Raw genomic sequence first — 10,894 nt, forward strand, 5'->3', positions numbered from 1 at the left:
ACGACCGCGCCGACTCCGGCCAGGGTCCGCCGGGGAGTCACGGTCGTGCGCGACGCCTCGTCGTCCGCGTGCTCGGGCTCCGCGGTGGCGTCGCCGTGGTCGTGGCCGTGGTCGTCCTCGGCCCCGAGCGGCAGGGTGCACGACCACACCGCCCCGGCGAGCGTGACCACGGCGGCCGCACTCGCGAACCAGACCGATTCGGGGCTGATGTAGAGCGTCAGGCGCCCGGTGACCGCGAGCCCGAGCGTCACGACCGCGACCGCGGAGGCCAGTCCGACGCCCAGCCATCGGGTCGCGAGGGCTCGAGCGCGCGGTGTCTGCTGCTCAGACAAAGACGTTCACCCCGATCCCGATCGCGAAGGCCGCGGCGAGCACGACCGCGGTGATCCCGACGAGCGTGCGCGCCGTGAAGGTCGTACGCATGAGTGCCAGCATCTTGATGTCGACGAGCGGTCCGACCAGCAGGAACGCCACGATCGCCCCGCTCGAGAAGGTGGACGCGAACGACAGCGCGAAGAACGCGTCGACGTTGGAGCAGATGGCGACCACGATCGCGAGCAGCATCATCGCCACGATCGACAGCACCGGGTTCGACCCGATCGCCAGCAGCACGTCGCGCGGGATCAGCACCTGCACGGCTCCCGCGAGCGCTGAGCCGATCACGAGCGCCGGCATCACCGCCCGCAGCTCGACCAGGAACTGCGTGAGGCTGCGGCGGATCGGGGTGCCCGGCTCGTGCGTCACGCGCTCGCACGTGTCGACGAAGCGCTGGGTGAGCAGCGAGTCCGGCGACGGGTGCAGGCTGTAGATCCAGCCGATCAGGTTCGCGATCAGGTAGCCGCCGACCAGGCGCGCGACGAGGATGCCGCCGTCCCAACCGAAGGCCGCGTGGGTGGTGAGGATGACGATCGGGTTGACGATGGGCGCGGCGATCAGGAAAGTGAGGGCCTCCGCCGGGGCGAGGCCGCGCATCATCAGACCGCGCGCGAAGGGGACGTTGCCGCACTCGCACACCGGGATGAGCATCCCGAGGAGGGACAGCACCGCGCGCCGGGCCCACGCGCGGCGTGGCAGCCAGCGGTGGATGACGTCGGCGGGCAGCCACACCTGCACGACGATCGACAGCAGCACGCCGAGGATCACGAACGGCAGTGCTTCGATCAGCACGCTGAGCGCCAGGGTGAGGCCGTCCTGCGCCCTGGTCGGCAGCGATGCCGGGTACAGCGACGGGAGCAGCAGGTCGATCAGGAACAGCGCCGCCACGATCGCGGCGCCGAGACCGAGGCCGATCCAGGGCGACCGCGGCGGTGTCGCGTGTCGGTGCGTGTGGCCCGGACGGGAGGCCGTTCGTGCCGGGGAACTCACGCTGTCGCTGTCCTGCCGGCCTCGCGCTTGTTGGCGCACGGGGTGCACAGCCCGAAGATGTCGACGACGTGCGCGGCGTCGGTGAACCCGTGCAGAGCGGCGGTGCGGTGCGCCCACTGCTCGACGTCCTTCGCCTCGATCTCGACCGTGAGCCCGCACGACCGGCAGATCAGGTGGTGGTGGTGCCCCTGGGTGGAGCAGGCACGGTACAGCGCCTCGCCCTCGGGGCTCTGCAGCGAGTCGGCGTCACCCGAGGCGGCGAGCCCTGCCAGTGCGCGGTAGACCGTGGCGAGGCCGATGCCGGTGTTGTCGTCGCGGAGGGAGGCGTGGAGGCTCTGTGCGCTGACGAAACCGCGGGCGTCGGCGAGTGCTTCGCGCACGCGTTCGCGCTGCCAGGTGTTCCGCTGAGCCATGCCTTCGATTCTAGGCCGGAGGGGGTTGGCGAGGGCTGGGAGCGGACGGGGGCGGGACCGGAGTCACTCTCCGGATCGGATCGCGACACATGCCGCGCGCGCATATTGGGATGATTGTCTACGCATGACAGCGAATAGCCGTCATACGCGTACGCTAGAAGGGTAGTCCAAGACGGAGGAGCCGACGATGGAGAAGAGGAGCGCTCACTCGACACCCTCCGCCTCGCGCCCCTCGGGACGCATGATCGCTGGGTGGGTGTTCGTCGCCATCGGCATGTGGATGGCTTTCAGCACGGCGGTCACCACCGCCGACGAAGGACTGCGCATGATGATGCTGATCGCGGGATCTTTCCTCGCCGGTGGCCTCGTGTTCGACGTCACACGGTGGCTCGTGCGCCGCAACCGGCCCCCGTCCGACGAGTGACTCCAGCCCCGGGCCGTCGTCCGTCAGGGCGGCGGCCCGGCACCATTCGCCGGCAAGGTCAGGCGGAGACGCGACGGACGCGCGACCGGGTCTTCTGCACGATCCAGCACACGACGTAGATCGTGAACGACAGCGTCGTGATGTACGGACTCACCGGGAGGGTGCCGGCGAGGGCGAGCAGGATGCCGCCGACCGCCGAGACGAAGCCGAACAGCGCGGCCAGCAGCGGCACCGCGACCGGACCCGCCGTGACCCGCATGGCCGCGGCGGCCGGTGTCACCAGAAGCGCCATCACCAGCAGAGCTCCGATGATGTGCACGCTCACCGCCACGATCAACCCGAGCAGCACCATGAACAGCAGGCTCACCGCCCGGGTCGGCACCCCGCGGGCCGCCGCCAACTCCGGGTCGAGCGAATCGAACCGCAGCGGGTTCCACATCACCAGCAGCCCGAGCAGCACGACGAGGCTGATGCCGATGAGCCACCCCAGGTCGGGGCTCGACACCGACACGATCTGACCGGTGAGGAGGCTGAAGCGGTTGGCGCTGCGTCCGTCGTACAGCGACAGGAAGAGGATGCCGAGGCCGAGGCCGAACGGCATGAGCACACCGACGATCGAGTTGCGGTCACGCGCCTTCGCACCGAGCACGCCGATGAGGATCGCCGCGACCAGGGCCCCGCCGAGTGAGCCGAACACCACGCTGCCGCCGAAGAGCAACGCGGCCGCGGCACCGGCGAAGGAGAGCTCACTGACCCCGTGGACCGCGAAGGCGAGGTCGCGCTGCATCACGAACACGCCGATCAGGCCACCGACGATGCCGAGCACCGCCCCGGCGATGATCGAGTTCGCGAGCAGGGCGACGAGCTCGCCGTAGTCCTGGAAGGAGAAGATGTCGTCCCACCCGACGGCAGGGACGAGGAGGGCGGCGGCGGTCATGCGGTCCCTCCGTGGTCGTGGTCGTCGTGCAGGTGGTGGGGCTCGGCGTCGGGGACACCCACGACCACGAGCCGGTCGCCCGCTCGGAGCACGAACACGGGTGTGCCGTACAGGTCGCTGAGCACGCGCGTCTGCAGCACCTCGTCCGGGGTGCCGAGCAGGAAGCGCCCGCCGGCGATGTAGAGGATGCGGTCGACCCGGCCGAGGATCGGGTTGATGTCGTGCGTCACGAACAGCACCGCCGCACCGCGCTCGCGCCGCTGGCGGTCGATGATGTCGGTGACGCCCACCTGGTTCGCGAGGTCGAGGTTCGACAGCGGCTCGTCGCACAGCAGCAGGGCCGGTTCGTCGGCGAGCGCCTGTCCCACGCGGAGCCGCTGCTGCTCTCCGCCCGACAGCAACCCCACCCGACGGTCGGCGTAGTGCGCGGCGCCGACCGCGTCGAGCAGTGCATCGACCTTCGCGCGGTCGCCGCGGTGCGGGAACGGGAGGCCGAACCGGCTGCCCTGCACGCCGAGCGCCACGAGATCCCTGGCACGCATGCTGGTGTCGGGAGCGATCGCGCGCTGCTGCGGGATGTAGCCGATGCGGGCGTTGCCGCGGTGCACGGGCTCACCTGCCACGCGGATCGTGCCGCGGGAGAGGGGCTGGAGGCCGAGGATGCTGCGCAGGAGTGTCGTCTTGCCCGACCCGGAGGGTCCGAGCACGGCGATGAACTCCCCCGGCTGCACCGTGAGATCGAGGCCCGACCAGAGCTCGCGGTCTCCGCGGTGCAGTGCCCCGTCGGCGATCTCGAGCACGGGCGCCGCGCGGTCGACCGCGCCGCTCACGACTGGACGGCGGCGGCGAGGCTCTGGATCGCGTCACGCATCCACTCAGAGTACGACGATCCGTCCTCCAGCAGCTCCGTGAAGGCGACCACCGGCACTCCGGCGTCGTCCGCGGCCTTCTCGACCCGCTCGGTCTCGGCACCGCCCGTCTGGGCGTTGGTCAGCAGGGCGGTCACCTGTCCGGACGCGATCACATCGAGCGACTCGAGCAGTACCGCCGGCGCGACGTCGCTGCCCTCCTCGACCGACTCGGCGAAGCCCTCGGGCGTCACGTCGGTGAGACCGGCGGCCGCGGCGAGGTAGCCGGGCAGCGGCTCGGTCAGGAACACCGTCTTGCCCTCGGCGGAGGCCTTGAGCGTCTCGAGGTCGGACTCGAAGCCCTCGAGCTCGGCGACCAGCTCGTCGGCATTGGTCGCGAACGTGTCCGCGCCGTCGGGGTCGAGCGCCGTCAGCTCGTCGGCGATGGCCTCGACCACGTGGATCATCGTGTGCGGGTCGAACCACACGTGCTCGTTGAAGCCCTCGATGTGGTCGTGGCCCTCGTGGTCGTGAGCCTCCTCGCCCTCGGCATGCTCGTGGTCGTGCGACTCGGCGGCGGCGTCGTCGTCGGCGTGGGCGTCCTCCTCATGGCCCTCGTTGCCGGGGAAGTCGTGGGAGTACTCGACGGCGGTGACGACGTGCGGGTCCTGGGCGTCCTGCAGCAGGCTGTCGATGAAGGCGTCGTAGCCGCCGCCGTTCTCGACGACGAGGTCGGCTTTCTGGAGCGTGAGCCGGTCGCGGGCGCTGGCCTCGTAGGAGTGCGGGTCCTGGGAGGCGGAGGTGATGATCGACTCGACGTCGACGCGGTCGCCGCCGATCTGCGCGGCGATGTCGCCGTAGACGTTGGTGCTCGCCACGACGGTGATCGTTCCGTCGTCGCCCTGTCCCGACGCGGCGGGGCTGGAGCATCCGGCCAGCGAGAGGGCGGCGACGGAGGCGAGGGCGAGAGCGAGCGCGGGCTTCTTCATGATGCCAGCGTAAACGCTAATGAGAACCATTATCAAATCGAACGCTCCGCGGACGGGAAAGGCGGAGAGCGTGCGACCACGCCCTCCGCCTTTCGTCACCCTCGACTCACCCCACGAGCCCCCGCGGCGCGATCCATGCGGTCGCCTCCGCGGGCAGCGCGGAGCCGTCCAGCGCCACGGTCGACAGCACCGCGTCCTCCGCGGCCGCTCCGAGCTCGAAGGGCTCCGTGCCGAAGTTCGTCACGACCTCCCAGCCGTTCGGACGACGGAACCGCAGCACGTCCGCACGACCCGTCTCCCTCCACTCCAGGCTCTCGCCGGTCTGCAGCAACCGCCGCAGCCGCAGAGCCTCGCGGTAGAGGTTGAGCGTGGAACCGGGGTCGGCATCCTCCACCTCGACCGCAGCCGCGGCGAACCACGCAGGCTGAGGCAGATGCGCGCCGCCCTCGCCGAACCCGTACGAGCTGCCCGACGCCGTCCACGGCAGGGGCACACGGCACCCGTCGCGACCGAGACCATCGAAGTCGGCCCCGCGGAAGAACCCGGGGTCCTGCCGCTGCTCCGGCGCGATGTCGGCCACCTCGTGCAGCCCGAGCTCCTCGCCCTGATACAGGTACGCGCTGCCGGGGAGGCCGAGCAGCAGCAGGGTCGCGGCGTGCGCCCTGCGCAGTCCGCCCTCCCGGTCGAGCCCGTCCTCCGGGCCGCCGGCACGCACCCACTCCGTGCCCTGCTTCACCGCGCGACCGCGCAGCGGCGGAAGGCCGTACCGCGTGGCGTGGCGGGTCACGTCGTGGTTGGACAGCACCCAGGTGGTCGACGACCCTGCGGCGTGCGCCTGGGCGAGGTTGTCGGCGATGATTCGCTGGAAGTCGCCCGCATCGAAGTCGGCCACGAGCAGATCGAAGTTGAACGCCTGGCCCAGCCCCTCCGCGGAGGCGTACTTCGCCCGGCGCTCCGGCGTCTCCACCCACGCCTCGGCGACGGCGGTGCGCGGCGGGTCGTACTCGTTGAACACCCGACGCCACTCGGCGTAGATCTCGTGCACGTCGTCGCGGTCGATCATTGGGTGGGTGCCCGAGGTGCGGTCCATCGCGTCGAGCTGGGCGCGCGACGGCAGCGGCTCGGTGAGGTCCTTGGTGAGCATGTGGGCGACGTCGATGCGGAACCCGTCGACGCCGCGGTCCGACCAGAAGCGCAGTGTCGTCAGGAAGTCCTCGCGCACCTCGGGGTGGTCCCAGTTGAGGTCGGGCTGCTCGACCGCGAAGTTGTGCAGGTACCACTGACCGTCGGCCACGCGCTCCCAGGCGCTGCCACCGAAGATCGAGATCCAGTCGGTGGGCGGCTCCGCACCGTCGGGCCCCGTGCCCTCGCGGAAGATGTAGCGCTCCCGCGCGGCCGACCCACGCCCCGCGGCGAGCGCCTCCTGGAACCACGCATGCTGGTCGGAGGTGTGGTTGGGGACGATGTCGACCACGACGCGGATGCCGCGCGCGTGCAGCGCCTCCACCATCGCGTCGAAGTCGGCCAGCGTGCCCAGGCGCGGGTCGACGTTGCGGTAGTCGGCCACGTCGTAGCCGCCGTCGGCGAGTTCGGACGGGTAGAAGGGACTCAGCCACACCGCGTCGATGCCGAGCTCGGCGAGGTAGTCGGCACGGGAGACGATGCCGGGGAGGTCGCCCAGTCCGTCACCGTCGGCGTCGGCGAAGCTGCGGGGGTAGATCTGGTAGACGGCGGCCTGGCGCCACCAGGTCGCGGTCTTGTCGTCTTCGCGGGTCTCGGTGAGCAGCGAATCGGTCATGAGGGGTGGAACTCCTTGCTTTCTTGCGGTGGTCGGTGTCAGCCCTTGACGGCACCCTGCGTGACGCCCTCCATCACCCAGCGCTGAGTGAAGAGGTAGGCGACGATCGCGGGAGCCATCGCCATGAGGTACGAGGCGAAGGCGACGTTGTAGTTGTTGCTGAACTGGTTCTGGAAGAGGTTCTGCCGCACCGGCAGCGTCTGCAGTGCCGGGTCGGAGATGATGAGCGACGGCATCATGAAGTCGTTCCAGGCGTAGAGGAACGCGAAGATGCCGACGGTCGCGCTCATGGGGGCGAGCAGCGGGAAGATCAGCCGCCAGAAGGTCTGCCACGTGGTCGCCCCGTCGATGCGGGCGCTCTCCTCCAGCTCGATCGGGATCGACCGCAGGAACGCCGTGAACAGCAGCACGCTGAAGCTCAGCTGGAACATCGTGGCGAGGATGATCACGCCGAACGGGTTGTCGAGTCCGACGCGTCCGGTGAGCTGGATCTGCGGCAGCGCCACGACCGGGAAGGGGATGAACATCGCCGCGAGCAGGTAGAAGAAGGAGTACCGGAACAGCCGGCGGTCCCAGTTGCGCACGATCGCGTACGAGGCGAAGGCCGCGAGCACGATCGTGGCGACGACCGTTCCCGCCGTGACGAGCAGGGAGATGCCGGCACCGACGGGGAACTTCGTGAGGTTCCAGGCCTGCACGAATCCGTCGAAGCTGAACGGCGCGGGGAACGAGAACGCGTTGCCGTCGACGGCCTGACCGGTGGTCTTGAACGCCATCGAGATCGTGACGTACAGCGGGATGAGGACCGTCGCGGTGCAGAGGATCAGGATGATGGTGCCCGACCAGTTGACGCGCTCCATCTTCTCGCGCTTCTTCCGGCCGCCGGCCGGGGCCGTGGTGAGGGTCTGCGTGGTCATCAGAACGTGTTCCTTCCGCGGGTCAGCGAGAGCTGGAAGACCGAGATGAGCACGGCCACGATGAAGAAGATCGTGGCGTTGGCCATCTGGTACGCGTAGTCGCCGCCGTTGAAGCCCGCGATGATCGTCATGGCCACGCTGCGGGTGGCGGTGCCCGGTCCGCCGTTCGTGAGGCCGACGATGATGTCGTAGGCGTTGAGGAAGCCCTTGAACCCGAGGATCACGTTGATCACGACGTACCCGGCGACGAGCGGGATGGTGATGCGGGTGAGCTGCTGCGTGCGGCTGGCCCCGTCGATGCTGGCCGCCTCGTACACCTCGCCCGGCACCGACAGCAGACCGGCGATGTAGATGAGCAGCGTGCCGGGCACCGCCTGCCACGCGGTGACGATGACGATCGCGACCCACGCGAGATCGGGGTTGGCGAGCAGGCTGGTCTGCAGCCACTCGATCCCCGTCGCCGCCCCCGCCGCGGGCAGCGAGTTGGAGAACAGGAAGTTGAAGACGTAGGCGATGATGATGCCCGAGATCACCATCGGGATCACGAAGATCGTCCGCAGTCCGGTCTTGAAGCGGATGCGGGAGGTGAGCCCGACCGCGAGGAGGAATGCGATCACGTTCACCACGATCACGGTCGCGATGGAGAAGCCGAACGTGAACAGGTAGCTCTGCAGGATCGCGGGATCGCTGAACAGGGCGATGTAGTTGGTGAGGCCGTTGAAGCTCCATTCACCGATGCCGATCGAGTCGGTGAAGCTGAAGAAGATGCCGATCACGCCGGGGACGGTGATCGCAAGCGTGAAGATCACCAGGGTCGGCAGCAGGAAGAGGTAGTAGATCGGCTCGACGCGGCGGGTGTGCCGGCGGAGCTTCCGCTCGCCGCCCGTCACGATCGCGGTGGTGCTGGCACCGGTGTCGGTGGCGGTGGTGGTGGTCATGGCGCGGACTCCTCTGTCTCGGCCGATGCGGAATCCTGCGAGGTCGGGATGGGAGCGCGGAAGGCGATACGGGCCCAGTCGGCGTCCATCGTGCGGAGGATCGACGACGGCGCGGCGCCGAGCACCATCGCCTGCGCATAGTTGAAGATCGGCAGGGTCTTCGGAACGAGCACGGACGGGCCCTGGTAGATCTTGCCGTCGTCGTAGTACGGGATCATGCCCTCGATGCGCGGGTCGTCCGGCGCTGCCGCGTCGGTCGTCGGGGTGAACCCGAGCTGCGAGGCGTTGTACTCCTCGATGTTCTCGGGGAGGTAGAGGTACTCGAGGAAGTCGCGGGCGGCCTCCTGGTGCCGGGACTCCACGGGGATCATCGCCGCGAGGTCCATGTTCACCCGCACCGCGAGATCGTCCGGATCGTCGGTCATGGGCAGCGGGAAGGTGCCCAGGGGCAGATCGGGGGCGGTCTTCGCGATCTCGCTGAACGCCCACGGCCCCTGCAGGTACATCGCCGCCTCGCCCTTCGCGAAGGCGAGGTTGCCGTCGCCGTAGCCGCGACTCGGGGCGTCTTCATTGGTGTAGTCGTTCGCGAGCTGCATCATCTTGTCCATCGGCTCGGCGAAGTCCTTCTGGAACGAGACCTCGGAGTCGGGACCCACGTCGGTACCCTCGGCGGCGAGGGCGTCGAAGAACTCGAGCACGTCGAGGGAACCGCCGACCGCGTAGTCGTACCAGCCCTGCGCCACGGTCCAGTCGTCCTTGAAGGTGCCGTAGAAGGGGTCGATGCCCGCCTCGCGCAGCTGGTCGCACACAGCGATCAGCTCGTCCCAGGTCTGCGGCACCTCGAGCCCCTGCTCCTCGAAGATCTGCGTGTTGTAGATGACGGAGGCGGCCATGACCGAGTACGGCAGGGCACTGGTTCGGCCCTCGCACGAGCCGTACTGGTCCATCAGCGGCTGCAGGTCGTCACGGATGCCCGCCGCGGCCTCGGTGTCGGAGAGGTCGGTGAGCGCGCAGCGCTGCACGAACCGGGCGACCTCGTAGTTGTAGTTCGCGAGCATGATGTCCGGCGGGTTGCCGCGGACGAAGCTGGCAGAGACGACGTCGACGCCCGAGGTGTCGATCTCGACGCGGACGTCGTTCTGGGAGGCGTTGTAGTCCGCGACCAGGTCGGTCATGAACGGGATGGCCTCGCGCTTGCTGAAGGTGAAGCGGATGGTCTCCGGCCCGTCCCCTGCCGCGCAGCTCGTGAGCGCGACACCGGCGAGAACCAGGCCGAGCGCTCCGGCGATCCCGCGCAGCGGGCGTGTTCGTCGTGCAGACACCGTTGTCCTCCCGTCGGTAGATCTGCGGACTAAATCTAGTGAGCGAATTTAGTCCGTCAGGAGGTACTGTCTCATCTGGGCGACAGAAAGGTCAAGGGGAGTGGCGGAGGTCTCGGCGGGATTGGGCACCGGGCGCGCGAGCGTCGGTGCCGTCCTCGACTTCGCCTGGACCGCCAGCGAGTTCACCGCCACCGAGGCCATGGCCGGCACCTCCCTCACCCGCTCGACCGCGATCGACGCGATCGACACCCTCGTGGGCGCCGAGGTGCTGCGCGAGCTCCCCAACGCCAGGGCCACGGGCGACTACCGCGCCGGACGCCCCGCCCGACGGTTCGCCCTCTCCCCCGACCTCGGCGTGGTGATCGGCGTCGACGCGGGCGACACCCACCTCGCGGTCACGGTCGCCGACCCGCTCGACCGCACGCTCGTGCATCACCGCACCGAGCTCGACCCGACCCAGAGCGCCGAGGCCCGCCGGGCCACGATCGTCGAGCGGATGCAGGCCGCCCGCAGCGAGGCCGGGATCGACGCGGACCACGTGCTCGCGGTGTGCGTCGGCGTCGCCGCGCCCGTCGACCGCGACGGCATCTCCCCGCCGCACCCCCAGGGATTCTGGGAGCGCACCAACCCCGGCCTCGCCGCAGCCCTGCACGATTGGGCGCCCGTGGTCGAGGTGAAGAACGACGCCCAGCTCGCCGCGATCGCCGAGGGCACGCTCGGCGCCGCGCAGGGCTGCCGCGACTACGTGGCCCTGCTCGCCAGCGAGCGCTTCGGCGGCGGAGTCGTCGTCGACGGGCACGTGCTGCACGGGGCCCACGGCGGCGTGGGCGAGGGCGTGGTGTTCGACCACATCGTCGGCGTCGGCTCGGCGTTCGGGCTCCGCTATGCCCTGCAGGACCAGGCACGCGCCGCCGTCGAGTCGGGAGAGGCCGCGACCGACGGC

At 69.6% G+C, this 10,894-nt stretch carries 11 protein-coding genes and 1 pseudogene; 2 read left to right on the plus strand and 10 right to left on the minus strand.

What is annotated here, in order from left to right:
* The 3 genes and pseudogenes from DW299_RS12835 to DW299_RS12845 form a co-directional block, all read right to left on the minus strand.
* A pseudogene (locus DW299_RS12835) lies at window positions 1-332 on the minus strand (TIGR03943 family putative permease subunit); the annotation flags it as partial.
* Window positions 325-1,365: a permease gene (locus DW299_RS12840; protein WP_136032084.1), complete on the minus strand. Its 1,041-nt coding sequence runs from the start codon at window positions 1,363-1,365 to the stop codon at window positions 325-327. The gene DW299_RS12840 and the pseudogene DW299_RS12835, both read right to left, overlap by 8 nt.
* Window positions 1,362-1,778, minus strand: coding sequence for a Fur family transcriptional regulator (locus DW299_RS12845; protein ID WP_136032082.1), 417 nt, complete (start codon window positions 1,776-1,778; stop codon window positions 1,362-1,364). The genes DW299_RS12840 and DW299_RS12845 overlap by 4 nt, the downstream gene beginning before the upstream one ends.
* A gap of 187 nt (window positions 1,779-1,965) precedes the next feature.
* Between DW299_RS12845 and DW299_RS12850 the strand changes: the two genes are divergently transcribed.
* Window positions 1,966-2,202 carry a hypothetical protein gene (locus tag DW299_RS12850; RefSeq protein ID WP_136036816.1) on the plus strand — a complete coding sequence of 79 codons (237 nt, stop codon included), beginning with the start codon at window positions 1,966-1,968 and terminating at the stop codon, window positions 2,200-2,202.
* Between the two features lie 58 nt (window positions 2,203-2,260).
* On the opposite strand, the gene DW299_RS12855 is transcribed toward DW299_RS12850, so the two are convergent.
* From DW299_RS12855 to DW299_RS12885, 7 genes are all read right to left on the minus strand, one after another.
* A complete protein-coding gene (locus tag DW299_RS12855; RefSeq protein WP_240745403.1) occupies window positions 2,261-3,139 on the minus strand; it encodes a metal ABC transporter permease in 879 nt (292 codons plus the stop codon).
* Complete coding sequence (locus DW299_RS12860) at window positions 3,136-3,969, minus strand: metal ABC transporter ATP-binding protein (RefSeq protein ID WP_136036817.1); 834 nt, start codon at window positions 3,967-3,969, stop codon at window positions 3,136-3,138. Before DW299_RS12860 ends, DW299_RS12855 begins: the two co-directional genes overlap by 4 nt.
* Window positions 3,966-4,976, minus strand: coding sequence for a metal ABC transporter solute-binding protein, Zn/Mn family (locus DW299_RS12865; RefSeq protein WP_136036818.1), 1,011 nt, complete (start codon window positions 4,974-4,976; stop codon window positions 3,966-3,968). The genes DW299_RS12860 and DW299_RS12865 overlap by 4 nt, the downstream gene beginning before the upstream one ends.
* A 106-nt stretch (window positions 4,977-5,082) precedes the next feature.
* Window positions 5,083-6,774: a glycoside hydrolase family 13 protein gene (locus DW299_RS12870; protein ID WP_136036819.1), complete on the minus strand. Its 1,692-nt coding sequence runs from the start codon at window positions 6,772-6,774 to the stop codon at window positions 5,083-5,085.
* A 38-nt stretch (window positions 6,775-6,812) separates the two neighbouring features.
* The gene (locus tag DW299_RS12875) at window positions 6,813-7,691 is read right to left on the minus strand and encodes a carbohydrate ABC transporter permease (protein WP_136036820.1); all 879 of its coding nucleotides are present in this window, start codon (window positions 7,689-7,691) and stop codon (window positions 6,813-6,815) included.
* Window positions 7,691-8,629 (minus strand): carbohydrate ABC transporter permease, encoded by a 939-nt coding sequence (locus DW299_RS12880; RefSeq protein WP_205814395.1) that lies wholly within the window; start codon window positions 8,627-8,629, stop codon window positions 7,691-7,693. Before DW299_RS12880 ends, DW299_RS12875 begins: the two co-directional genes overlap by 1 nt.
* Entirely contained in the window at window positions 8,626-9,951 is a 1,326-nt protein-coding gene (locus DW299_RS12885; protein WP_205814396.1) for an ABC transporter substrate-binding protein, read from the minus strand. Before DW299_RS12885 ends, DW299_RS12880 begins: the two co-directional genes overlap by 4 nt.
* Window positions 9,952-10,051: 100 nt before the next feature.
* Between DW299_RS12885 and DW299_RS12890 the strand changes: the two genes are divergently transcribed.
* On the plus strand, window positions 10,052-10,894 hold an 843-nt coding region (locus tag DW299_RS12890; RefSeq protein ID WP_136036821.1), incomplete at its 3' end, for an ROK family protein.

The sequence above is a fragment of the Microbacterium sp. K35 genome (genome assembly GCF_004794375.1).
Lineage (GTDB): Bacteria > Actinomycetota > Actinomycetes > Actinomycetales > Microbacteriaceae > Microbacterium > Microbacterium sufflavum.

Excerpts from the sequence above, each read along its gene's own strand:
- DW299_RS12855 (WP_240745403.1), bottom strand. The coding sequence starts at position 3,139 with ATGACCGCCGCCGCCCTCCTCGTCCCTGCCGTCGGGTGGGACGACATC.
- DW299_RS12845 (WP_136032082.1), bottom strand. The coding sequence starts at position 1,778 with ATGGCTCAGCGGAACACCTGGCAGCGCGAACGCGTGCGCGAAGCACTC.
- DW299_RS12870 (WP_136036819.1), bottom strand. The coding sequence starts at position 6,774 with ATGACCGATTCGCTGCTCACCGAGACCCGCGAAGACGACAAGACCGCG.
- DW299_RS12880 (WP_205814395.1), bottom strand. The coding sequence starts at position 8,629 with ATGACCACCACCACCGCCACCGACACCGGTGCCAGCACCACCGCGATC.
- DW299_RS12865 (WP_136036818.1), bottom strand. The coding sequence starts at position 4,976 with ATGAAGAAGCCCGCGCTCGCTCTCGCCCTCGCCTCCGTCGCCGCCCTC.
- DW299_RS12875 (WP_136036820.1), bottom strand. The coding sequence starts at position 7,691 with ATGACCACGCAGACCCTCACCACGGCCCCGGCCGGCGGCCGGAAGAAG.
- DW299_RS12850 (WP_136036816.1), top strand. The coding sequence starts at position 1,966 with ATGGAGAAGAGGAGCGCTCACTCGACACCCTCCGCCTCGCGCCCCTCG.